A 21,518-nucleotide genomic window follows, 5' to 3' on the forward strand; every position below is an offset into this window, starting at 1 on the left:
ATTGCTCTTGAGGGCGCCGCAAAAGCGGCAAAATGGGAGGCAGAGCATGGCAAAACAACCGGATTCCGACTCGTTCCTCGACATGTTCAGCAGGTTCGGCCGCGACCTCAAGCTGCCGAATGTCGATATCCAGCCGATCCTCGATCACCACCGCAAGAACCTCGAAGCCCTGGAAAGATCGGCGAGGGCAAGTGCTGCAGGGGCATCCTCGGTGCTGGCGAGGCAGCATGAGATGGTGCAGAATGCCATGCACGAGATCACCCGTATGGCGCAGAACTACCAGACGCCCGGCAATCCGCAGGACCTGATGACCAAGCAGGCCGAATTTGCCCGCAGGTCGTTCGAGACAACGCTGAAGAATGCCAGCGAAGTGGCTGACCTTGTGCGGAAATCCAGCACCGAATCGGTCGAAATCCTGCGCGACCGGATCAGGGACGCAATGGCGGAAATCCGGGCCGGTTATGAAAAGAAATAGGTCATTCGGCGATTTCGGATCCACCATCGACTGACATGCGATGCAACCGGTCCAAGCGCGGGCGCGTTCTCGGCTTGCCGTATAAGCATCAACTCTACCGGCGAAAATCGCGGAGCCGCGAATTGACAGAGGCTGCCGCTTCATGGTCGGGAGACGGGCATGAGTGATGGGAAAGCCGGAATGACGGAAACACGGCGGAGGACGCCGCCGACCTTCGAACAGTTGCGCACGATGTCCGGGCAGGAGCTCGGCGTGTCGGACTGGACGACGGTCGACCAGCTGCGCATCGACCAGTTCGCCGAGTGCACGGGCGACCACCAGTGGATCCATGTCGATCCCGAGCGGGCAAAACGGCAGAGCCCGTTCCGCACCACGATCGCGCATGGCTATCTGACTTTGTCGATCATCGGCGCGTTGGCGCTCGAGATGGGCATCGTGCCGGAAAACACGCAGGCGGCCTTCAACTACGGCTTCGACAAGGTGCGCTTCCTGGCGCCGGTGAAAGCCGGCGCGCGCATCAGGCTGCGTACCACGCTGCTTTCCATGGAAGATCGCGGCCCCGGCCAGTATCTGATGAAAGCCGCCAACACCGTCGAGATCGAAGGCGAGCAGAAGCCGGCGCTGACGGCAGAGACGCTGGTGATGATGTATGAGCGCCGCAAACGGGCCTAGGTTCTGCCGGGATTCGGCTCAGGCCGAGCCGAGAGTGGTGGCTTTGCGGCGGGATACCGTCATCGCTTTCTCAAGCACCCTGAAGATGCGCTGATCCCCGCACTGGGCGACGTTGAAGCGCATGAAGCGGCCGGCGCTATGCGACAGGCTGAAGGCATTGCCGGGCGCCAGCACGACATTGTCCGAGAGCGCATGGCGGGCGACATCGGCGGCGTCGATGCCGTCGGGCAGCCGGCACCACAGGAACATGCCGGCGGGCTGGTCGATCCAGGGTGCGATGCCCATCGTTTTCAGCCTGCCGGCGGTCTCGGCCATGGCGCGCGACAGGCGGGTGCGCAGCTGTTCGACATGCTTGCGGTAGCTGCCGTCTTTCAACAGCGTCAGCACAAGCTCCGCAGACAGTCGCCCGCCGCCGAAGGTCGTGGCGATCTTGAGATCGGTCAGGCCTTCCATCCAGTCGCGGGGCGCGGCGATGAAGCCGCAGCGTACCGAGGCCGACAACGTCTTGGAGAAGGAGCCGATCTGGACGACGCGCTGCAGCCCGTCGAAGGCCGCGAGCCTTGGGGCAGGGGCATGTTCGAAGTCGGCGAAGATATCGTCCTCGACGATGGTGAGTTCCGCCTGGTCGGCGAGTTTCAGCAGCCGATGCGCGGTCACCGGCGACAGGATCGCGCCGGTCGGATTGTGAATGCCGGAATTGGTGATGTAGAGGCGAGGCCGATGCTCGGCGAGCGCCTCGGCGAAGAGTTCGATATCCGGCCCCGAAGGCGTGACAGTAACGCCGACCACCTTGGCCTGATGGGCGCGCAGCAGCGCGTGAAAATTGAAATAGCAGGGATCGTCGACCAGAACCGCATCGCCGGGCTCGAGCAGGAAGCGGCACAGAAGGTCGATGGCCTGGGTGCCGCAATCCGTCAGCATGATCTGGTCGGGCGAGGCTTCGACGCCATGCTCGGCCATGCGCCGCGCCAGCAATTGACGAAGCGGCGGCAGGCCAAGCGGCGTGCCATAGTCGGCGAGCGCGACATCGTCGGCGCGAGCAGCGGTTCGCAAGGCGCGGCGCAAGGCGGCCTGCGGCATCCAGGAAGCCGGCAGCCAGCCGCAGCCGGGCTTCAACATCTCCTCGCCGGCCTCGAGCGACTGCCGCGACACCCAGAGCGGGTCGATGGCCCGGTCGAGCCGAGGGCCGATCTCGGCCAGCGACAACGGCGCAAGCTGGCCGGCGGCGTAGAAACCCGAGCCCGGGCGCGAACGGATGGTGCCTTCCGCCGCGAGGCGCTCATAGGCTTCGACCACGGTCGATTTCGAAACCTGCATGGATTTGGCCATGGCTCGTATTGACGGCAGGCGGGCTCCGGGCGTCAGCATGCGCGCCGCGATCCGCTGGCGGATTGCCGCCATGACGGTTTCGACCAGGGTTGCGCCGCTGGCATTTGGGCCCGGTGCGTCCATCTGTACTCTCCCGCGGACCATTACAGTTTTATAGAATTGTACCTCATTGTCTCTGGTAATGCCATGACCTGCCCCGGTACGGAAGCGCAAACGGAGCAGATGATGGAAAAGAGTTTTGACGGCTGGCTCAGCGGCTTCATCGGGGTGCTGATCTTCAGCGGGTCGCTGCCGGCGACGCGGGTGGCGGTGATGGATTTCGACCCGACCTTCCTGACGTCGGCTAGGGCGGCTATCGCCGGCCTTCTGGGGATCGCGATGCTGTTGCTGTTCCGCGAGAAGCGTCCGGAGCGAGGGGATCTGGTTTCGCTCGTCGTCGTTGCGCTGGGTGTCGTTGTCGGCTTCCCGTTGCTGACGGCGCTGGCGCTGAAGCATGTCACCTCGGCGCATTCCATCATTTTCGTCGGATTGTTGCCGCTGGCGACCGCGGTCTTCGGCGTGCTGTGCGGCGGCGATCGTCCCCGTCCGGCCTTCTGGCTGTTCTCCTGCATCGGCAGCGCGCTCGTGGCGGGCTTTGCCCTGTCGCAAGGCGTGACCGCTTCGCCGGTCGGCGACAGCTTGATGCTGGCTGCCATCATCGTCTGCGGACTGGGCTACGCCGAAGGAGCCAAGCTGTCGCGCCGCCTCGGCGGCTGGCAGGTGATCTGCTGGGCGCTGGTGCTGGCGCTGCCGGTCATGCTGGCGCTGACCCTTGCGACGCTGCCGCCATCCTTCGCCGGCGTCGGCTCAGGCGCGTGGATCGGCCTAGCCTATGTCTCGCTGTTCAGCATGCTGATCGGCTTCGTGTTCTGGTATCGCGGCCTCGCGCAAGGCGGCATCGCCGCCGTCGGGCAGTTGCAGCTTCTCCAGCCCTTCTTCGGCCTGGCGCTGGCGGCGAGCCTGCTGCACGAGCAGGTCAGCCCGATGATGGTGGTCGTGACGTTGGGCGTGGTCGCCTGCGTGTTCGGGGCGAAGAAGTTCGCGCGATAGGCCCCTACTGGAATTTCGTGACGACGCCGATGCCGATGCCTTCGAAACCGCCCATCGCCATCAGCGCAGCCGGCGCCTCCTCGAGGCTGATTTTCTTGCCGACCAACAGCTCAGGCTTGAGCTTGCCGGTGCGGATCATGTCCATCATCGCGGAGTAGCGGTAGGCCTGCATGCCGTGGCTGCCGAGGATTTCGAGCTCGAAGGCGATAACCTTGTCCATCGGCACTTGCGGGCGGGCATGCTCGGCCAGCATCAGCCCGACCTGAACGTGGCGGCCGCGCCGGCGCAGGTTGGCGATCGAGTTGAACGAGGTCGTCGGGTGGCCGAGCGCGTCCATCGACATATGCGCGCCGCCATTGGAGATCTGCTTGACCGTCTTGACCACGTTGGGCGTCGTCGAGGCGTTGATCGTCGCCACCGCGCCGATCTTCCTGGCGAATTCCAGCTTTTCGTCGGTGAGGTCGATGGCGATGACGTTGGCGCCCATGGCGCTGGCGATCATCACCGCCGAGAGGCCGACGCCGCCGCAGCCATGCACCGCCACCCACTCGCCGGGCGTCACCCGGCCCTGGTCGACGATGGCGCGGAAGGAGGTGACGAAGCGACAGCCGAGGCTGGCGGCGGTGGCGAATTCCATCTCTTCGGGCAGGCGCACGAGATTGGTGTCGGCATGCTCGATGCCGACATATTCGGCGAACGAGCCCCAGCCGGTGAAACCAGGCTGCGACTGGTGCTCGCAGACCTGATGGTTGCCGGAGGTGCATTCGAAGCAGCGGCCGCAGCCGACGGCGAAGGGGACCGTGACGCGATCGCCGGCCTTCCAGCGGCTGACCTGCTTGCCGGCGGCGACGACGACACCCGCCAACTCATGTCCGGGGACGTGCGGCAAGGTGATGCCGTCGTCATGGCCCATCCAGCCATGCCAGTCGCTGCGGCAAAGACCGGTAGCCTCGACCTTGATGACGACACCGTCGGCCGCCGGTTTCGGATCGGGCACGGTCTGGATCGTTGGTGCCTCACCAAATTTTTCGAAGACGACAGCTTTCATGGGGAGTCCTTCAATATGTTATTCGGCATCGATCTGGTTCTGCGGCGCAGCCTTTTGGAAGGCCGGCAGCGCCATGCAGGCGGCGTTGATGCGCGAGATTACCGGATAGGGCGCCATGTCGACGCCGAAGCGGGCGTTGTTGGTGACCTGGGCGGCGAGGCAGATATCGGCAAGGCCCGGTGCGTCGCCATGGCAAAACGTGCCGGTCTCGGGCGACGAGGCCAGAATCTTTTCAAGTGGCTGGAAGCCTTCGTTCACCCAATGCCGGAACCAGTTGACGACATCCTCGTCGCCGGCCCCGAACAAAGTGCGCAGCGAGATCAGCACGCGCAGATTGTTCACCGGGTGGATGTCGCAGGCGATCATCTGCGCCAGCATCCGGACCCGAGCGCGGCCCAGCGCGTCCCTGGGCAGCAGCGGCGGCTCTGGCTGGATCTCGTCGAGATATTCGATGATCGCGAGTGATTGGGTCAGCAACCTGCCGTCGTCCAGAACCAGCGCCGGCACCAGACCCTGCGGATTGACCGCGAGATAGGCGGGCTCGAGATGCTCTCCGTGGCGCAGATGATGCGGCACATAGGTGTAGTCCAGCTCTTTCATCGCAAGCGCGATCCGCACCCGGTATGAGGTCGAGGAGCGGTAGTAGTTGTGGAGGACGAGATCGCTCATCGCCTCGGCTGCCCGATGGTGACCTCGACGGCGCCGATGCCGTCGACGCCGCCGGTGATTTTGTCGCCGGCCTGGACCGCGCCGACGCCGGCCGGCGTGCCAGTGAAGATCAGGTCGCCGGGCTGTAGCTCGACCGCCTCGCTGCAGATCGAGACGATGTCGGCGATCGGCCAGATCAGCTCGGCAAGGTCGCCGTCCTGTTTCACCGCGCCGTTGACCGCAAGCCAGATGCGGCCTTTTTCCGGATGACCTGCTTTCGCGGCCGGAACCAGCGGACCGCAAGGCGCGGATTGGTCGAACGCTTTCGACCAATCCCAGGGACGCGCCGCCTTCTTGGCCTGATCCTGCAGGTCGCGACGCGTCAGGTCGACGCCGACGCCATAGCCCCAGACATGGGCGAGCGCATCGGCTCGCGGAACACGGAAGCCGGCCTTGCCGATGGCGGCGACCATCTCGATCTCGTGGTGCAGGTTCGAGGTAAGCGGCGGGTAGGGGATATCGGCGCCGCTGTCGACCACCGCGTCGGCGGGCTTGGTAAAGAAGAAGGGCGGGTCGCGCTCGTCATTGCCAAGCTCGCGCGCGTGCGCCGCGTAATTGCGGCCGACGCAGAAGATGCGGCGCACTGCAAACCGTTCCGCCGAACCGGCAATGGCGACCGAGGCAATCGCTGGCGGCGGAAGGACAAATTCTGGCATGGACTTTTCTCTATGTCGGCATGAATCGCCCGCACCTTCGGCCGATTTTGGCGGGTGGGCAAGACCGGACGGCTCCGCGCTCATTTGCCCTGTCGTTTCAATGCCAATGCCTTGTACCATTGGGCGATATACTATTTGCCAATAAGCTGAACATGGTCACGGGACTATCCTCTAGCCACCGAAACCGAACCGATGCCTGAACCTGTGCAATGACCGCCGTCAACGATCGCGCCCGCTTCCTGATCATCGACGATCATCCGCTGTTTCGCGAGGCGCTGCACAGCGCCGTGCAGATGGCCTATCCGGATGTCGATACGGTCGAGGCGCGTTCCATCACCGAGGCGATCGAGCTTCTCGCTGAGGCAAAGCCGTTCGATCTCGCGCTGCTCGATCTGAACATGCCCGACGTGCACGGCTTCGAGGGGCTCTTACAGCTCAGGACCCGCTATCCGCGGCTGCCGGTGGTGATCGTGTCCGGCTACGAGGAACCGAAGATCATTTCCGAGGCGCTGTCCTATGGCGCCGCCGGCTTCATCCCGAAATCGGCGAGGAAGAGCGACCTTGCCGCCGCCATCCGCTCGGTGATGGATGGCGCGGTCTATGTGCCGGAAAACTATGAGGGCCAGCCGCCGGATCCCGACAGCACCGACCGCGCCGACATGGTACAGCGCCTGGCTAAGCTGACGCCACAGCAGCTCAGGGTGCTGCAGATGCTGCGCCAGGGCATGCTCAACAAGCAGATCGCCTACGAGCTGCAAGTGGGCGAGACGACCGTCAAGGCGCATGTCTCGGAGATCCTGCGCAAGCTCAATGTGTATAGTCGCACGCAAGCGGTGATCGAAGTTTCGAAGCTCGACAACGCGGAGCTGTTCAGGGATCAGGCGGGGTTTTGACGCCGCTGTCCTAAGCCAACAGATGCGCCAGCAGCGCGCGCAGTTGCGCCGGTTTCAGCGGCTTGCGCATCAGCTCTATGCCGGCGGAGCGGGCGGCCTTGGCGACGGGTTCGGAGCCGTCGGCGGTGACGATCAGCGCCGGCACCGGCCGGCCGAGATAGTCGCGCACTTCGGCGATCGTCGCGGTGCCGAGGTCGCCGCCGTCGAGATGCTGGTCGGCGATGATGATGTCTGGCACCCAGGCGGTGTCGCCCAAGAGGTCGAGCGCATCGTCGGTCGACGTCGCGGCGCGCACGAGGCACTGCCAGCGCTCGAGCAGCGACGTCATGGCGGAGAGCACGTCGGCGTCGTTCTCGACCAGCAGCACCTTGGTGCCGAACAGGCCGTAGCCGCGCGGACGGTCCATGTCGGCGATGGCCGTCGCCGGTTCCGCTGCCGCCATGCCGACCGGCACGTCGATGTGGAAGATAGTGCCGCGCCCGACCTTGGAGGAGAAGGTCACCGGGTGACCGAGCGCTGCCGCCATGCGGCGCACGATGGCGAGGCCGAGGCCCAGCCCGGCGCCTGCAAGCCCGGCATCGGCGAGCGTCGAGGTGCCGCGATGGAATTCCTCGAACACCGCCTCGCGCTGATCCTCGGGAATGCCGCAGCCGGTGTCGGCGACGTCGATGCGTATGGTGTCGCCGCGATGCCTGGTGCCGACCAGCACGCCGCCGGAGCGGGTGTAGCGCAGCGCGTTGGAGAGGATGTTCTGCAGGATGCGGCGCAGCAGGGTGCGGTCCGAGCGCACGACGACATTGACCGGCCGGAATTTCAGCGACAGGCCCTTCTTTTCCGCTTCCGGAAGGAAGTCCGAACGCAGCGAGGAAAACAGCGCCTCCAGGCTGACGTCGCCGGCTTCGGGCTGCACCACGCCGGCGTCTAGCTTGGAGATGTCGAGCAGCGTGCGCAAAAGGTCTTCCATCGTCTCCAGCGAGCGCTCGACCTGGCGCACCAGCTTCCTGCCTTCATCGCTGATCTGGACCTCGGCCAGCGCCGAGACCGATAGATGCGCGGCATTGAGCGGCTGCAGCACGTCGTGGCTGGCGGCGGCGAGGAACCTGGTTTTGGAGAGGTTCGCCAGCTCGGCGTTTTCCTTGGCCGCGCTGAGGTCGATGTTCGACTGCTCGAGCCGGCGCAGTGTCGCGTGCAGTTCCTCGGTGCGGTTGCGCACCCGGTTCTCGAGCGAAATAGCGGTCTGGAACAGCGAGAAGGCGTTGCCCTGCTGGTCCATCGAGCGTTCCACGCGGCTGACAAGGGCCGCGTTGATCTTCTTCAGCCTTTCGAGGTCGTTGATGTCGCGAAGCGGCATCGCGTTCACTCGGCCGCCTGGCGTTCGCCGAAGGCGATGCCGGTAAAGGTCTGGTTGAGGTGCATCGAGCGGTACTGCTCGCCGTAGGTGCCGAAGCCGATGACCTTGTTGGTCCGATAGAGCTCGGAAATGTCGCGGAAGACCTGGCGGTTGCGCGCATCGAGCCGGCGCAGCACGCAGTCGAAGCCGAGGATCATGTCGATGCCGCCGAGCCTGTGCTCGACATCCTGGAGAGCGGTGCGCGTCGATTCCACCATGTTCTTCGGCTGGGCGATGGAAAGCACCACGCCGTCGTCGATGGCGCAGAAGAAGGACAGCGAGCCGTCAGGGTGCATGCGCTGGATCGAGCGGCAGTAATATTCGCCGCCGACCTTCACGACGACCGGGTGCGAGGCAAAACTCAGCGGGGTCAGCGTCTGCGGCAGGATGCCGACGGAGGCTGCATATTCTTCCGCCGCGTTGGTGGCGTTGAATTCGCGCACGATACGGTGGTCGGGGTCGGAAGCCGTCACCACCAGCTTCTCGTCGGTCGGGATGAAATTGTCGGTCTTGAAGACGTGGAAGGGGATTTCGGTCGCGACCAGCACGATGATGGCGCTGTCTGACGCAACCCTGCCGTTCGCGATCAGACTGGTCGTTTCGAATTTCAGGTCGTCGCCGGCCGAGCCGCCGATCAGCGGAATGTCGTCCAGCCCCCAATGGATGGCCGAGGTCACCGCTTCCTCGGCATAGGACAGGCCGTCGATGAAGCAGAGCGCGAATATGCCCTTGGAGCGATCGTGGCCGATGCGTCCGTGCAGCAGGCGACGCAGCGCCGCGACCTCGCCGGTGATCCTGTCCATGCCTGACGAGGAGAGGTTTTCGACCATGGTGGAGACGGTCGAAAACGATGCCGACGGCAGAAGCAGGGCAAGGATATGCCCTTCCTCCAGCCCCTGCGGCGTGATTTCGCCGGCGGTCGAGCAGCCGGCATAGGCGAGCGATGGCGCGTGCACTTCAAGCGCTTGCGCGAGCGCTGCCGCGTCGACCAGACTTTGGGAGAAGAACAAAAGCGCGAAGCCCGCGTCGACGATTGCCGCTTCGGCTGCGATGGCCCGGGCAAAGGCGTTTGGGTCGGGCTCATCCGTGGTGAGCGCCGAAAGGCCCGATGCATAGCGTGTGCTCGAACTGGCCAGCTGCCTTCTCCGCATTCCTCCGACGCTTTTTTATGCGTGTCTTTTTCTTGTTTTATGCGTGTCTTTTCTTATGGTGTCAGACACGCCTCGCGTCGAGGGCATCTTTGCCCTCAATCCGTGATTTGGCAATGGGCCGGGCGCCATGCTCAACGGCTTGCCGGCCATGACCGAAAGTACAAGGAGCGGAGCGCTGGCAGCGCTGTTTTGCCCGTTGTACGGTGCGCGAACAACGCACTGCCGAAGCATCAGAACAAGCAGGCATCGGCAACGCGATAACCAAGGTTAATACCCAGGGAGGTTGCATGTCGGACGTGTCGTTGACTGTGAATGGGAAACGGGTCAGCGGGAGCGCCGAAGACCGAACGCTGCTGGTGCATTTCCTGCGGGAAAACCTCGGTCTCACCGGAACGCATGTCGGTTGCGATACCTCGCAATGCGGCGCCTGCGTGGTGCATGTCGACGGCCGGGCGGTGAAATCCTGCTCGATGCTGGCCGTCCAGGCTTCGGGCTCGACCATCGTCACCATCGAGGGGCTGGCCAACGGCGCTGAACTGCATCCGGTGCAGGCCGCGTTCAAGGAGCATCACGGTCTGCAATGCGGCTTCTGCACGCCCGGCATGATCATGGCGGCGACCGACATGATCGCGCGTCATCCCGAGGGCCTCGACGAAGCGACGGTGCGCGCCGAGCTCGAAGGCAATATCTGCCGCTGCACGGGCTACCACAACATCGTGAAGGCGATCCTTGCCGCGTCGGAGACGATGGCGAAGGGCGCCAAGGGCAAGGCCAGGCAAGCGGCCTGAGGGCGAGTGAGTAGTCGGTAGTGAGTAGTTCAGCCTGAAAAGGCGGCTCATCTCACTACTCACTACTTTCCTACTCACTATTTTCCGGAGGAATTTCTAATGGGTATCGAAGGCGTCGGCGCCCGCGTGGCGCGCAAGGAAGACAAGAGGTTCATCACCGGCGGCGGTCGTTATGTCGACGACATGGTGGTTCCCGGCATGAAGCATGCCGTGTTCGTGCGCAGCCCGCACGCGCATGCGCAGATCAAGAAGATCGATGTGAAACAGGCGCAAGCGATGCCCGGCGTCATCGGCGTCCTGACCGGCAAGGAACTCAAGGCCGACGGCATCGGCAATTTGATCTGCGGCTGGATGATCCATTCGAAGGACGGCACGCCGATGAAGATGGGCGCCTGGTCGCCGCTCGCGGTCGACAAGGTGCGCTATGTCGGCGACGCCGTCGTCATCGTCGTCGCCGATACCAAGGGCCAGGCGCGCGACGCGGCCGAAGCGGTCGAGATCACCTATAAGGAACTGAAGGCCGTCGCCGACGCCACGAAGGCCATTCAACCCGGCGCGCCGCAGATCCATGCCGAGTCCGACAACAATTTGATCTTCGACTGGGAGATCGGCGACGCCAAGGCGACCGACACGGCGATCAAGTCGGCGGCCCATGTCACGCGCATGAAGATCGTCAACAACCGCCTGGTGCCCAACGCCATGGAGCCGCGCGCCGCGCTCGGCCACTACGACAAGGCCGAGGACCACTATACCTGCTGGACGACGTCGCAGAACCCGCACGTCGCACGGCTGGTGATGAGCGCCTTTTACAATGTCGCGCCGGAGAACAAGCTCAGGGTCATCGCGCCCGATGTCGGCGGCGGCTTCGGCTCCAAGATCTACATCTATCCCGAAGAGATCGTCTGCCTTTGGGCGTCGAAGAAGACCGGCGTTCCGGTCAAATGGGTGGCCGACCGCACCGAGAGCTTCCTCTCGGACGCGCATGGCCGCGACCATGTCTCGACGGTGGAGATGGCCTTCGACAAGGACAACCGGATCACCGGCCTCAAGGTCGACACGATAGCCAATCTCGGCGCCTATATGTCGCTGTTCTCGTCCTGCGTGCCGACCTATCTCTACGCCACGCTCCTGTCGGGCCAGTACAACATCCCGGCAATCCACGCCAATGTGCGCACCGTCTACACCAACACCGCGCCGGTCGATGCTTATCGCGGGGCAGGGCGGCCGGAGGCCACCTATCTTCTGGAGCGCACGGTGGAGACCGCCGCGCGCGAGCTCGGCGTATCGCCGGCGGAACTCAGGCGCCGGAACTTCATCACGTCCTTCCCGCACCAGACACCGGTGATCATGAACTATGACGCGGGCGACTATAACGCATCGCTCGACGCGGCTACGAAGGCCGCCGACTATGCCGGCTTCACCAGGCGCAAGGCGGACGCCGCCAAGCAAGGCAAGCTGCGCGGCATCGGCATGAGCTGCTACATTGAGGCCTGCGGGATCGCGCCGTCGGCGGCGGTCGGTTCGCTCGGCGCCGGCGTCGGCTTGTGGGAATCGGCGGAGGTGCGCGTCAATGCAGTCGGCACCATCGAGGTTCTGACCGGGTCGCACAGTCACGGCCAGGGCCATGAGACCACGTTTGCACAATTGGTCACCCAGCGCTTCGGCGTGCCGATCGACTCGGTCTCGATCGTCCACGGCGACACCGACAAGGTGCAGATGGGCATGGGCACTTACGGCTCGCGTTCCGGCGCCGTCGGCATGTCGGCTGTCGTCAAGGCGCTCGACAAGGTCGAGGTCAAGGCCAAGAAGATCGCCGCGCATCTGCTCGAAGCGGACGAGGGCGACATCGTCATCGAGAATGGCGAGGTCAAGGTTGCCGGCACCGACAAGAGCCTGCCCTGGTTCCAGGTGGCGCTTGCCTCCTATACCGCCCACAACCTGCCGGCCGGCATGGAGCCCGGCCTGAAGGAAACCGCCTTCTACGATCCGTCCAACTTCACCTTCCCGGCCGGCTGCTACATCTGCGAGGTCGAGATCGATCCGGAGACCGGAACGACGGAGATCGTCCAGTTCGTCGCCGCCGACGACTTCGGCAACATCATCAACCCGATGATCGTCGAGGGGCAGGTGCATGGCGGCATCGCCCAAGGCGTCGGCCAGGCGTTGCTCGAAGGCGCATATTATGACGGCAACGGCCAGCTGCTCACCGCAAGTTATATGGACTATACGATGCCGCGCGCGGGCGACCTGCCGTCGTTCAAGGTCTCGACCTCGAACACGCCATGTCCCGGCAATCCGCTCGGCATCAAGGGCTGCGGCGAAGCCGGCGCCATCGGCTCGCCGCCGGCGGTGATCAACGCCATCACCGATGCGCTGGGCGTCGTCGACATCGCCATGCCGGCATCGCCCGCCACGGTGTGGGCAACCATCCGCGCAACGAAGCACTGAAAAGCGAATAGCGAATAGGGAGTAGCGAATAGGGAACAAAAGCGGCGTGGATAGAGGAGGTTCTATTCGCTATTCGCTACTCCCTATTCGCTTTCTCCCGGAGGGAGAAAAACACATGTACTCAGTCAATTACCACCGCGCCGCCTCGGTCACCGAGGCCGCCAAGCTCTTGAAGAATGGCGATGCCAAGCTGCTCTCCGGCGGTATGACGCTGATCCCGGCGATGAAGACGCGGCTGGCGGCGCCTTCGGATCTGGTCGACGTGTCGCGGCTGAAGGAGCTGCAGGGCGTCAAGGTGTCCGGCAAGACGGTCACCATCGGAGCCGCGACGACGCATTACGACGTATCGAGCGACGAGAAGCTGAAGAAGGCCTGCCCGGCGCTTGCGCATATGGCATCCCTGATCGGCGATCCGGCAGTGCGCTACAAGGGCACGATCGGGGGCTCGATCGCCAACAACGATCCGGCGGCCGACTATCCGGCGGCGCTGCTGGCGCTGGGCGCGACGATCGTCACCAACAAGCGAGAGATCGCGGCGGACAAATTCTTCAAGGGCCTGTTCGAGACGGCGCTGAAGGATGGTGAGATCGTCACGGCGGTGAGCTTCACCGCTCCGGCCAAGGCGGCCTACCAGAAGTTCCGCAACCCGGCTTCGCGTTACGCCATCGTCGGCGTGTTCGTGGCCAAGGGCAAGGATGGGGCAAGGGCCGCGGTGACCGGGGCTGGCGAGGACGGCGTCTTCCGCTCCAAGGAAGTCGAGGCGGCGCTGGCAAAGAACTTCGACGTTTCGGCGCTCGACGGCCTCAAAGTGCCGGCAAAGGGCCTGATGAGCGATATCCATGCCTCCGCCGACTATCGCGCCAATCTCATCGTGGTGATGGCAAGGCGCGCGGTGGCCGCGGCCAACGCCTGAATGGCGACGCCGCGAATGAAAGAAGGGGCCGCCTCGGCCCCTTTTTCTTTGCCACAACAAAGGTTTGAGCGGAAACGCCGGTCAAATTGCAGCTTCGCACTTGCACAAAGTTATCCCGCACTGCAAAATAAATCCGGCGGGAATACCAGATGGTCCAGGGCGCGAGCAATGCTTCGCATGCGGACCTCAAGTTGCGAAGGCACGGTATGACCGACATCTCCGCAGCGTCCGTCGTCCTACCGCGGGTCGCAGCCGACAAGGAAGCCAGGGCAAGACTTGCCTATCTCGACGGCTGGCGTGGCCTGTCGATCGCCCTGGTGCTGATCGGCCATTTTTTCCCCGTCCCCGGCATCAATTTCGGTGTTCTCGGCGTCGAGTTTTTCTTTGTGCTCAGCGGCCGGCTGATGGGCGAAATCCTGTTCATCGAGCGCTTTCCGCTGAAGAAATTCTTCAAGCGCCGCTTCTCGCGCATCTATCCCGCGCTGCTTGTGTTCGTGATCGCCGCCATGATCGGCCTTACCGGAACCTACATCGGCTTCAAATGGAAGGCGGCGCTGACGGCGATGACCTTCACCTACAATTACGCCGGCATCCTCATCAACCGGGCCGGCGCGCTCGACCACATCTGGTCGCTCTGCGTCGAGGAGCATTCCTATATCCTCCTCGCGCTGATTAGCGTGGTGGTTACCGGCAGGGCGAATGTCGTGCGGCTGCTTCTGGTGCTGGCGCTGCTGGCAATGGCCAACGGCGCCATTTCGTACGGGGTTCTCGGCATGAGCTACGAGACCAGCTATTGGCGCACCGATGTGCATATCGCATCGATCCTGCTGTCCGCCGCGATCTGCCTGCTCAAGGCAGACGGTCGCCTGCCGGCTTTCCTGAAAAGCCAGCATGTGGCGCTGGGGGCCGCACTTGGCGGCGTGTTGCTGTTCCTCGATCCGGTACCGACCCCGATCCACTATCTTCTCGGCGTGCCGCTGCTGGCGCTGGCCGTCAACACGCTCGACTTCGCGGGCGGCGCCCTGACGGGGCTGCTGTCATCGCGACCGATGGTGATGCTCGGGCTATGGTCCTATTCGCTGTATCTCTGGCAGCAGCCTTTCTACAAATTCGTCGACGAGCGCGGCAGCGCGCCGATCCCGATGCTGGCGGTCGTGTTCGCCTGCGCGCTTGGGAGCTACTACATCGTCGAAAAACCCGCTCGCGGCTGGCTCAACCGCAACTGGTGACTATCAGGCCTTGCTGTTTTTCCGCGCGGCCAGGTAACGGCGAAGGCCGGCTTCGCCGCGCGGTGTCGTCCAGCGATGGTTCCAGGCGAAGGCCGGCCGCAGCAGCGGCGCCAGGAGCTTGAGGATCGGCCTCTCGACCGTCACCTGCCAGATCAGGTCGACATGCGTGCCGGTTCCCGACGGCGACAATTCGGCCCGCCACAACCCGTCGAAATCGCCGAAGGTCTTCACCACCACCAGCCGGCCGGGCTCGAGCTCGGCGGCCTCGATGATGAAGTTCAGCTCATAGGGCAGGGCGCCGCGCGCCCTGGCCCTGGCGCGCGCGCCGACGACGCCCTTGCCCTTTTTGTCGAGCGGCTCGACCTCCTTATAAGCATCGCCCCACCAGAGCGGCAGCAGCTGGGCGTCCGACAGCACGTCCCATACTTCCTGGGGGGTGCCTTCAGGGATGTCCCAGCTCTCGTCGAAGCGGAAGACATTGCTCGCCATGATGCCGCGCCCCCCAGCCAATGGAGCGGCTATATTAGCTGCGGCTTGTTTTTCTGGCCAGCAGCGTTCGAAGCGCGTTCAGGCGGCGATCGGTTTTGCGTAGTAGCGCACCGACTTCTTGCCGCCGTGGATCACCGCATCGCCCACTTCGGCGAAACCGAGTGCCGCGTGGAAGGCATCGGAAGCCGGGTTGGGCGGATCGGCATTGACCTCGCAGGTGACGATGGTGTGGCCGGCGCGCCGGGCATGCTCAAACAGATCCTCATAGAGGCGGCGGGCATGGCCGCGGCCACGCGCCTCGGCTGCGACCACCACGCGGTCGACATAGACGAAGCGCGGATAGCGCTCACGAAACCAGAGGAAGTTCGGGCTGTCGTAGCGGGCGCCTTGGTCGAAGCACATGATGAAGGCTTCAAGCGCGCCGATGCGGCGGGTGTAGAAAGCTTCGCCGAGCAGGAATGAAAGCCGTTCCGGCTCGAGCCAGGACAGCTCTGCCGCATGCTCGTTGTTGAGCACGAGGATGACGGCCTCGTCGGCGGGCGAGACGCGTTCGATCGGCAGCAATTCCTTGGTCATCGTCGTTGCCATCAGGCGCGCGCGGCCGCGATCGTTGCCGCGACCCGGGCTTCGTCGGTTAACGTGTTGCGGTATTCGCGGTCGAGATCGGCGCCGCCCATGCCGACATTCGGGTTGCGGTAGCGCATGGCGCTCGGCACGTCCGCGAGCGCGGCGAAATGCATCTCGCTCAGTCCGGTCCGCTTGCCCACCTCACCGATATTGTCGGGCGCCAGCCCGCCGCAGCCGAGGATGATGATGCGCTCGCCCGCCTGGCGAACAAGCCGTGCGAGAAGCTCGATACCTTCGACCGCCGTATCGCGCTGGCCGCTGGTCAGCACACGGCCGACCTTGCAGCGGACCAGGGCTTCGAGCGCCTCTGTCGGATCGCGGGTCATGTCGAAGGCGCGGTGGCAGGTGACGTTGAGGGGGCCGGCAGCCTCAACCAGCGCGCTCATGCGCGCCTCGTCGATGGCGCCGTCGGCGGTCAGGCAGCCGACGACGACGCCGGCCACGCCAAGCTCGCGAAGCGCTTCGACATCGGCCAGCATCGAGCGGTATTCGGCCTCGCTGTAGAGGAAGTCGCCGCCGCGCGGCCGCACGATGACATGGAAGGGAATGGTTGCGCGTTGAAGCGCGGCGCGCACCGTGCCGAGGCTCGGCGTGATGCCGCCTTCGATCAGGCTGGCGCAGAGCTCGACCCGGTCGGCGCCAGCAGCCTGCGCGGCCAGCAGCCCGTCAATGCCTTCGACGCAGATTTCGATCAGGGGTTTTTGCGCGTCCGCCACCGGTTTCCATCCATGCTTTCGAGGAGATGACCAGCCCTAGCATCGGACGGATCGTCGCGAAAGCCGCAACGATCGGTCCAGCCGTGGAAGTCGCTTGACAATCCATAACTACAAAGTTATGGATGATTCATAACTGAGAAGTTATTGATTGGTGCGGACCCTATCGGCCGCAAGAACCCGAGGAGACGGATGATGGAAGCCAGATTGAAGAACCCGGTTATGCTCATTCCCGGCGCGATGCAGGCGCTGCTTGCGCTCGACAAGTCGACCGAAGCCGGCGATGTGCCCTATGTCACGCGCAAGCTCATTCATCTTCGCGCCAGCCAGATCAATGCCTGCGCCGTCTGCGTCGACATGCACGCGCGTGAGCTGAAGAAGGCAGGCGAAAAGGACGAGCGGATCTTTGCCGTGTCCGCATGGCGCGAAACGCCTTACTTCACCGATGCCGAACGTGCGGCTCTTGCACTCGCCGAGGCCGCCACGCGGCTGGCCGACCGCTCCGACGCCGTACCTGATGACGTCTGGGATGAGGCCGCCCGCCACTATGACGACAAGGCGCTCGCCGCCCTGGTGATCCAGATCGCCCTGATCAACGCCTTCAACCGCCTGAACGCCACCACGCGGCAACCCGTTGGGGCCTGGGGGTGAGGCAACAACAAACGGGCGCCCGCTCGGTAGCGGACGCCTGCCGGCTTACTGCTTGAGGATCGTGTTCTTGGTGCCCTGTTCGACTTGGTCGATCACCAACAGCTTCACCGGGTCGGTGCCGATGTTGGTGGCCTGGTGCCAATGACCGATCATCTCGACGATGAAGTCGCCGGTCTTGTAGGTGTTGCTGGCCCCGGTCTCGACATTGGAGACCTTGAGCGTTCCTTGCTCGACATAGGCATAGCGCGGGAAGGGGTGCTTGTGCACCGGCAAGGTCGCCCCGGGCGCGATCTGATACGACGACACCTGAACCTCGACATTCTTCTGCGGCAGCGTGATCGGCTGGCCGGACGCGGTCGTCGTCTTCGACGCCAGCGGTGTCACCACGACTGGAGTGTTCGAGCTGTCCAGGGCGTTTGCGTTGGTCGTGAAAAATGCCGCCGCCAAAAGCAGCGCCGAAGCCAGCATGTTGCGCATCGAGTCCTCCCTTGCCGCCAGCTTGGCTTGGCAGGCGCTGAGGCGCAAGCTCCGGATGGCGGAATAGCTAATGCTTCGCCGGCGCGGGTTTGGGCGGCCGGAGCAGCAAAGCGAGCGGCACGAGCGCTGCCGTCGCCACCGCGCAATAGAAGAAAACATCGACATAGGCGAGCAGCGACGCCTGGCGGCCGATCTCCTGTCCGATCCAGCCGACGGCCTGCTGCCTGGCTTCGACCAGTGGCGAGCCCTCGGCGACGAAATGGTCCGTCACCTGGCGAAGCGTCTGCTGATAGGCCGCGCTCGACTGCGCGGTGTGGCCGACGAGCACCGACTGATGGAGCTGGGCGTTCTGGGCAATCACCGTGTTGGACAGCGACACGCCGATGCTGCCGCCGATGTTGCGCGCGACATTGATCAGTGACGATGCCTGATCCGTCTTTTGCGGCGGCAGCCCGACATAGGCGGCAGTCGAGATCGGAATGAACAGGAACGGTAGTCCGATCATCAGGAAGACGCGCGCATAGGCGAAGAAACCGAAGCTGGCGTCGGGCGTCAGCGAGGTCATGTGCCAGAGCGCGACCGCGACGACCGACATGCCCATCATGATGAGATAGCGCGGCTGAACGATACCGGCCGCAAAGCCCGAGATCGGCATTAGCATAAGCATGGCGATGCCGCCCGGCATCATCGACAGGCCCGAAAGGGTGGCGGTGTAGTCGAAGGTCGTCTGCTGCAGCTGCGGCAACAACTGCGTGGTGCTGAAAAGCACCGCGCCCACCGCCATCATGACCAGGAAGGACATGCCGAACTGCCGCGTGAAAAGCAGGCGGATGTCGACGATCGGGTCGCGCCGCGTCCACTCCCAAGGGACGAGCAGCAGGAACGACACCGCCGAGACCACCGCGAAAATGGTGATGAAAATCGAGGCGAACCAGTCGTTTCGCTGGCCCTCGTCGAGGAAGACCTCGAGGCAGCCGAGCGCCAGTGCCACCAGGATGAAGCCGATCCAGTCGACCTTCAGTCCCTTGCTCAATCGCTCTCGGCGTTCGCGTTCGAGAATGTCGGGCTCGACCACCAGCCATTGCACGAGCGTCAGCGACAGGATGCCGAACGGCACATTGATGAAGAAGATCCAATGCCAGGAGAAATTGTCCGTCAGCCAGCCGCCGATGGTCGGCCCGACCGTTGGCGCGACGATGACGGCAATGCCGTAGAGCGCAAAGGCCTGGGAGCGCTTCTCCGGCGGAAAAGTGTCGGCGAGGATCGATTGCTCGCTCGGCGCCATGCCGCCGCCACCGAGGCCCTGCAGGATGCGGAAGGCGATCAGCGTCGGGAGGTTGGGGGCCAGTCCGCACAGCAGCGATGCGAGCGTGAAGGTCGCCACGCAGATCATGTAGTAGCGCTTGCGACCAATGACGCTGGTGAGCCAGCCGCTGACCGGGATGATCACGGAATTGGCGACGAGATAGGTGGTGATCACCCACGTGCTCTCGTCCATGCCGGCGGCCAGGCTGCCGGCGATGTTGCGCAGCGCGACATTGGCGATCGAGGTATCCAACACCAGCATGAAGGTCGCGATCGAGACGACGATCGCGATCAGCCAGGGGTTACGGCCGCCGGCCGCGGAACGGCTTTCGCCGCCCTGGGTTACCGCCGCATCGCTCATCGCACCTTGACCGTCGGCACCACCGACATGCCGGGACCGAGATAGACGTTTGGCGGCTGGTCGAAGACGATCTTGACCGGCACGCGCTGCACGACCTTGACGAAATTGCCGGTGGCGTTTTCGGCCGGGAGCAGGCTGAACGCCGTGCCGCTGCCGGCCTGGACGCTGTCGATATGGCCATGGAAGGTCTTTTCCGGATAGGCGTCGATCGCGATGTCTACGGGCTGGCCCGGCCGCATCAGATCGAGTTGCGTCTCCTTGAAATTCGCCTTCACCCAGACATCCTCGGGTACGAACATCATCAGCACCTGGCCCGGCTGCGCATAGGTGCCTTTCGCCGCCGTGATGTTGGTGGCATGGCCGGCGACGGGTGCCGTGATGGTCGTGCGGGTGAGGGTGGTCCTAGCCTGGTCTTCGGTGGCCTCAGCCTGCTGCAGCTTGGCCTCGGCGCTCTTCTCCTGCGCCCGCAGGACTGCAAGTTGGCTCTTTTCGGCCTCTGCATTGGCATTGGCGGTATCGAGTGCCGCCTGGTCCTGACGCAAGGTCGACGCGGCCTGCTGCGCCTGTTGTTGCGTCGCCGTGCCCTTGGCCAGGAGCTCGCGGTTGCGCTGGTCCTCGGACTTGGCGAAGTCGAGCGCGGCCTGCGCCTGCGCCACCTGCTTCCCGGCGGCATCGATCTTGGCGTTCTGCGCCACGGTCTGGGCCTGCACATTGGCAATGTCGGCCCGCGCCGCCGCGACGCCGGCTTCCGCCTGTTTGAGCGAGGCCTGAAAATCGCTGTCGTCGATACGCAGAAGCACGGCGCCGGCTTCGACCGGCTGATTGTCGGTGACGGCAACGTCGGTGATACGCCCGTTGATTTCAGCGCCGATCGTCACCGTGCGCGCGTCGATAAAGGCGTCGTCGGTCCATTCATACTGACGTGCGTTGATCGACCAGATCACCACCGCCGCGATGACCAGCAAGACGAGGGTCGCGACGATCGCGGCTATATACGGATGGCGCCTGACGAGGCCGGGTGCGTTGCCGTCGGACGGGGTGTCATCCGTCTGCTTGACTTCTACGCGCTTGTCATCGCCCCGTGTTTCCGGACCGCTCTGCTGATCGGACCGCGGCAGCGCCCGCGGTTCATCGGCGGGAGCGGTTTCGCGCTCGTTTTTTTCAGGTTTCGCGTCCAAGGCAACGGATCCAGATAACGTCGGCCCCCTCGCAGCAGGCTCAACGGGCGGTTTCCGCAAAGGTTCCTGCCGCCGGGGCGGCAGCTGGGTCTAGCGGTGAGGGCGCGGCCTTGCTGCAGCAGGAGGTGATCCTGGCGCCTTGCCGGCTGTCAGCCCGCCATCCAGCCGCCATCCACCATCAGGTTTATGCCGGTGACGTAGCTCGCCATATCGCTGGCGAGGAACAGCGCTGCGCCGGCGACATCGTTCGGATGCCCGAGCCTCGGCCAAGGCGTGCGGCGGCGCGAATAGTCGAGCGCGTCCGGGTCGTTGGCGACGCCCGGCTTGCCGGTGATGATCTTGCCGGGAGCGATCGCGTTGCAGACGATCAGGTCGTCGGCATGATCGACAGCGATCTGGCGCGTCATCTGCACGATGCCGCCCTTGCTCACCGAATAGGGCAGATCGCCGGGGCAGGCGACCATGCCGTGCTGCGAGGAGATGTTGATGATGCGGCCACGCACGTCAATGACCGGGGCCTGGGTCAGCATCTGCGTGACGGCGCGTTTGTTGCAGTAGAAAAAACCCGTCAGGTTGACGCCGATGACGCGGTGCCATTGTTCCGGCGTGGTCTCGATCAGGTTGGTGCTGGTATAGATCGCGGCGTTGTTGACCATGACGTCGAGTCGCCCGAACTGCGCGACCGTCGCGCCGACCAGCGCGTCGACGGCGTTCCAGTCCGAGATGTCGGTCTTGACGTAGATGCCGGTGCCGCCGGCCGAGCGGATCATGTCGACGGTGTCTTGGCCGCCCTCGATCGGCTGCTCCACCGTGTCGGCGACGACGATGTTGGCGCCCTCGGCCGCGAATTTCAGCGCGATCGCGCGGCCGATGCCGGAGCTCGCTCCGGTGACGATGGCGGTTTTGTCTGCAAGCAAGGCCATGGTCT

22 protein-coding genes are annotated in these 21,518 nt (G+C 64.2%); 9 read left to right on the forward strand and 13 right to left on the reverse strand.

Annotated elements, in window-relative coordinates; translation table 11 throughout:
* Nucleotides 1–46 precede the first annotated feature (46 nt).
* Complete coding sequence (locus tag RFM98_RS01155) at nt 47–475, forward strand: phasin family protein (RefSeq protein WP_320307115.1); 429 nt, start codon at nt 47–49, stop codon at nt 473–475.
* 180 nt (nt 476–655) lie between these two features.
* Complete coding sequence (locus tag RFM98_RS01160) at nt 656–1,147, forward strand: MaoC family dehydratase (protein WP_320307534.1); 492 nt, start codon at nt 656–658, stop codon at nt 1,145–1,147.
* Nucleotides 1,148–1,165: 18 nt separating this feature from the next.
* Here the strand turns inward: RFM98_RS01160 and RFM98_RS01165 are convergent, their stop codons facing one another.
* Nucleotides 1,166–2,599, reverse strand: coding sequence for an aminotransferase-like domain-containing protein (locus RFM98_RS01165; protein ID WP_320307116.1), 1,434 nt, complete (start codon nt 2,597–2,599; stop codon nt 1,166–1,168).
* A 102-nt stretch (nt 2,600–2,701) separates the two neighbouring features.
* On the opposite strand from RFM98_RS01165, the gene RFM98_RS01170 reads away from it, so the two are divergent.
* The gene (locus tag RFM98_RS01170; protein ID WP_320307117.1) at nt 2,702–3,565 is read left to right on the forward strand and encodes a DMT family transporter; all 864 of its coding nucleotides are present in this window, start codon (nt 2,702–2,704) and stop codon (nt 3,563–3,565) included.
* Nucleotides 3,566–3,569: 4 nt separating this feature from the next.
* Here RFM98_RS01170 and RFM98_RS01175 read toward each other — a convergent pair whose 3' ends face one another.
* From RFM98_RS01175 to RFM98_RS01185, 3 genes are read right to left on the reverse strand one after another with little or no spacing between them, the layout of a single operon-like run.
* Entirely contained in the window at nt 3,570–4,613 is a 1,044-nt protein-coding gene (locus tag RFM98_RS01175; protein WP_320307118.1) for a zinc-dependent alcohol dehydrogenase family protein, read from the reverse strand.
* An 18-nt stretch (nt 4,614–4,631) separates the two neighbouring features.
* Complete coding sequence (maiA, locus tag RFM98_RS01180) at nt 4,632–5,282, reverse strand: maleylacetoacetate isomerase (RefSeq protein ID WP_320307119.1); 651 nt, start codon at nt 5,280–5,282, stop codon at nt 4,632–4,634.
* Nucleotides 5,279–5,977, reverse strand: coding sequence for a fumarylacetoacetate hydrolase family protein (locus tag RFM98_RS01185; RefSeq protein ID WP_320307120.1), 699 nt, complete (start codon nt 5,975–5,977; stop codon nt 5,279–5,281). Before RFM98_RS01185 ends, maiA begins: the two co-directional genes overlap by 4 nt.
* A 209-nt stretch (nt 5,978–6,186) precedes the next feature.
* On the opposite strand from RFM98_RS01185, the gene RFM98_RS01190 reads away from it, so the two are divergent.
* Nucleotides 6,187–6,870, forward strand: a complete 684-nt coding sequence (locus tag RFM98_RS01190) for a response regulator (RefSeq protein WP_320307121.1) — start codon at nt 6,187–6,189, stop codon at nt 6,868–6,870.
* 10 nt (nt 6,871–6,880) lie between these two features.
* Here RFM98_RS01190 and RFM98_RS01195 read toward each other — a convergent pair whose 3' ends face one another.
* Complete coding sequence (locus RFM98_RS01195; RefSeq protein WP_320307535.1) at nt 6,881–8,221, reverse strand: hybrid sensor histidine kinase/response regulator; 1,341 nt, start codon at nt 8,219–8,221, stop codon at nt 6,881–6,883.
* A 5-nt stretch (nt 8,222–8,226) separates the two neighbouring features.
* Nucleotides 8,227–9,411, reverse strand: coding sequence for an FIST N-terminal domain-containing protein (locus RFM98_RS01200; protein ID WP_320307122.1), 1,185 nt, complete (start codon nt 9,409–9,411; stop codon nt 8,227–8,229).
* Between the two features lie 287 nt (nt 9,412–9,698).
* Between RFM98_RS01200 and RFM98_RS01205 the strand changes: the two genes are divergently transcribed.
* From RFM98_RS01205 to RFM98_RS01220, 4 genes are all read left to right on the forward strand, one after another.
* Entirely contained in the window at nt 9,699–10,199 is a 501-nt protein-coding gene (locus RFM98_RS01205) for a (2Fe-2S)-binding protein (protein ID WP_320307123.1), read from the forward strand.
* Nucleotides 10,200–10,298: 99 nt separating this feature from the next.
* Nucleotides 10,299–12,647, forward strand: a complete 2,349-nt coding sequence (locus tag RFM98_RS01210; protein ID WP_320307124.1) for a xanthine dehydrogenase family protein molybdopterin-binding subunit — start codon at nt 10,299–10,301, stop codon at nt 12,645–12,647.
* Between the two features lie 115 nt (nt 12,648–12,762).
* On the forward strand, nt 12,763–13,560 hold the full coding sequence (locus tag RFM98_RS01215) for an FAD binding domain-containing protein (protein ID WP_320307125.1): 798 nt from the start codon (nt 12,763–12,765) through the stop codon (nt 13,558–13,560).
* A gap of 206 nt (nt 13,561–13,766) precedes the next feature.
* Complete coding sequence (locus RFM98_RS01220) at nt 13,767–14,789, forward strand: acyltransferase family protein (RefSeq protein ID WP_320307126.1); 1,023 nt, start codon at nt 13,767–13,769, stop codon at nt 14,787–14,789.
* Nucleotides 14,790–14,792: 3 nt separating this feature from the next.
* On the opposite strand, the gene RFM98_RS01225 is transcribed toward RFM98_RS01220, so the two are convergent.
* The 3 genes from RFM98_RS01225 to RFM98_RS01235 all read right to left on the reverse strand — a co-directional run bounded on the left by RFM98_RS01225 (nt 14,793) and on the right by RFM98_RS01235 (nt 16,621).
* The gene (locus RFM98_RS01225) at nt 14,793–15,278 is read right to left on the reverse strand and encodes an SRPBCC family protein (protein ID WP_320307127.1); all 486 of its coding nucleotides are present in this window, start codon (nt 15,276–15,278) and stop codon (nt 14,793–14,795) included.
* Between the two features lie 78 nt (nt 15,279–15,356).
* Nucleotides 15,357–15,866 (reverse strand): GNAT family N-acetyltransferase, encoded by a 510-nt coding sequence (locus tag RFM98_RS01230; protein ID WP_430682235.1) that lies wholly within the window; start codon nt 15,864–15,866, stop codon nt 15,357–15,359.
* Nucleotides 15,866–16,621 carry a copper homeostasis protein CutC gene (locus RFM98_RS01235; protein ID WP_320307128.1) on the reverse strand — a complete coding sequence of 252 codons (756 nt, stop codon included), beginning with the start codon at nt 16,619–16,621 and terminating at the stop codon, nt 15,866–15,868. Before RFM98_RS01235 ends, RFM98_RS01230 begins: the two co-directional genes overlap by 1 nt.
* A gap of 192 nt (nt 16,622–16,813) precedes the next feature.
* Between RFM98_RS01235 and RFM98_RS01240 the strand changes: the two genes are divergently transcribed.
* Nucleotides 16,814–17,269 (forward strand): carboxymuconolactone decarboxylase family protein, encoded by a 456-nt coding sequence (locus RFM98_RS01240; protein ID WP_320213633.1) that lies wholly within the window; start codon nt 16,814–16,816, stop codon nt 17,267–17,269.
* A 45-nt stretch (nt 17,270–17,314) separates the two neighbouring features.
* Here the strand turns inward: RFM98_RS01240 and RFM98_RS01245 are convergent, their stop codons facing one another.
* The 4 genes from RFM98_RS01245 to RFM98_RS01260 all read right to left on the reverse strand — a co-directional run bounded on the left by RFM98_RS01245 (nt 17,315) and on the right by RFM98_RS01260 (nt 21,513).
* A complete protein-coding gene (locus RFM98_RS01245) occupies nt 17,315–17,746 on the reverse strand; it encodes a cupin domain-containing protein (protein WP_320307129.1) in 432 nt (143 codons plus the stop codon).
* Nucleotides 17,747–17,813: 67 nt separating this feature from the next.
* Nucleotides 17,814–19,412 (reverse strand): DHA2 family efflux MFS transporter permease subunit, encoded by a 1,599-nt coding sequence (locus RFM98_RS01250; RefSeq protein ID WP_320307130.1) that lies wholly within the window; start codon nt 19,410–19,412, stop codon nt 17,814–17,816.
* A complete protein-coding gene (locus RFM98_RS01255; RefSeq protein ID WP_320307131.1) occupies nt 19,409–20,590 on the reverse strand; it encodes an HlyD family secretion protein in 1,182 nt (393 codons plus the stop codon). The genes RFM98_RS01250 and RFM98_RS01255 overlap by 4 nt, the downstream gene beginning before the upstream one ends.
* Nucleotides 20,591–20,739: 149 nt before the next feature.
* Complete coding sequence (locus RFM98_RS01260) at nt 20,740–21,513, reverse strand: SDR family NAD(P)-dependent oxidoreductase (RefSeq protein ID WP_320307132.1); 774 nt, start codon at nt 21,511–21,513, stop codon at nt 20,740–20,742.
* Nucleotides 21,514–21,518: the final 5 nt, after the last annotated feature.

This window comes from Mesorhizobium australafricanum, assembly GCF_033977265.1.
GTDB lineage: Bacteria > Pseudomonadota > Alphaproteobacteria > Rhizobiales > Rhizobiaceae > Mesorhizobium > Mesorhizobium australafricanum.

Bases quoted from the DNA above. Each gene is read 5' to 3' on its own strand.
- RFM98_RS01230 (WP_430682235.1), bottom strand. From the start codon at position 15,866: ATGGCAACGACGATGACCAAGGAATTGCTGCCGATCGAACGCGTCTCG.
- RFM98_RS01175 (WP_320307118.1), bottom strand. From the start codon at position 4,613: ATGAAAGCTGTCGTCTTCGAAAAATTTGGTGAGGCACCAACGATCCAG.
- RFM98_RS01190 (WP_320307121.1), top strand. From the start codon at position 6,187: ATGACCGCCGTCAACGATCGCGCCCGCTTCCTGATCATCGACGATCAT.
- RFM98_RS01240 (WP_320213633.1), top strand. From the start codon at position 16,814: ATGGAAGCCAGATTGAAGAACCCGGTTATGCTCATTCCCGGCGCGATG.
- RFM98_RS01225 (WP_320307127.1), bottom strand. From the start codon at position 15,278: ATGGCGAGCAATGTCTTCCGCTTCGACGAGAGCTGGGACATCCCTGAA.
- RFM98_RS01200 (WP_320307122.1), bottom strand. From the start codon at position 9,411: ATGCGGAGAAGGCAGCTGGCCAGTTCGAGCACACGCTATGCATCGGGC.
- RFM98_RS01205 (WP_320307123.1), top strand. From the start codon at position 9,699: ATGTCGGACGTGTCGTTGACTGTGAATGGGAAACGGGTCAGCGGGAGC.
- RFM98_RS01215 (WP_320307125.1), top strand. From the start codon at position 12,763: ATGTACTCAGTCAATTACCACCGCGCCGCCTCGGTCACCGAGGCCGCC.
- RFM98_RS01250 (WP_320307130.1), bottom strand. From the start codon at position 19,412: ATGAGCGATGCGGCGGTAACCCAGGGCGGCGAAAGCCGTTCCGCGGCC.
- RFM98_RS01220 (WP_320307126.1), top strand. From the start codon at position 13,767: ATGACCGACATCTCCGCAGCGTCCGTCGTCCTACCGCGGGTCGCAGCC.
- RFM98_RS01160 (WP_320307534.1), top strand. From the start codon at position 656: ATGACGGAAACACGGCGGAGGACGCCGCCGACCTTCGAACAGTTGCGC.
- RFM98_RS01155 (WP_320307115.1), top strand. From the start codon at position 47: ATGGCAAAACAACCGGATTCCGACTCGTTCCTCGACATGTTCAGCAGG.
- RFM98_RS01195 (WP_320307535.1), bottom strand. From the start codon at position 8,221: ATGCCGCTTCGCGACATCAACGACCTCGAAAGGCTGAAGAAGATCAAC.
- RFM98_RS01245 (WP_320307129.1), bottom strand. From the start codon at position 17,746: ATGCGCAACATGCTGGCTTCGGCGCTGCTTTTGGCGGCGGCATTTTTC.
- RFM98_RS01260 (WP_320307132.1), bottom strand. From the start codon at position 21,513: ATGGCCTTGCTTGCAGACAAAACCGCCATCGTCACCGGAGCGAGCTCC.
- RFM98_RS01170 (WP_320307117.1), top strand. From the start codon at position 2,702: ATGGAAAAGAGTTTTGACGGCTGGCTCAGCGGCTTCATCGGGGTGCTG.
- RFM98_RS01185 (WP_320307120.1), bottom strand. From the start codon at position 5,977: ATGCCAGAATTTGTCCTTCCGCCGCCAGCGATTGCCTCGGTCGCCATT.
- RFM98_RS01210 (WP_320307124.1), top strand. From the start codon at position 10,299: ATGGGTATCGAAGGCGTCGGCGCCCGCGTGGCGCGCAAGGAAGACAAG.
- maiA (WP_320307119.1), bottom strand. From the start codon at position 5,282: ATGAGCGATCTCGTCCTCCACAACTACTACCGCTCCTCGACCTCATAC.
- RFM98_RS01165 (WP_320307116.1), bottom strand. From the start codon at position 2,599: ATGGACGCACCGGGCCCAAATGCCAGCGGCGCAACCCTGGTCGAAACC.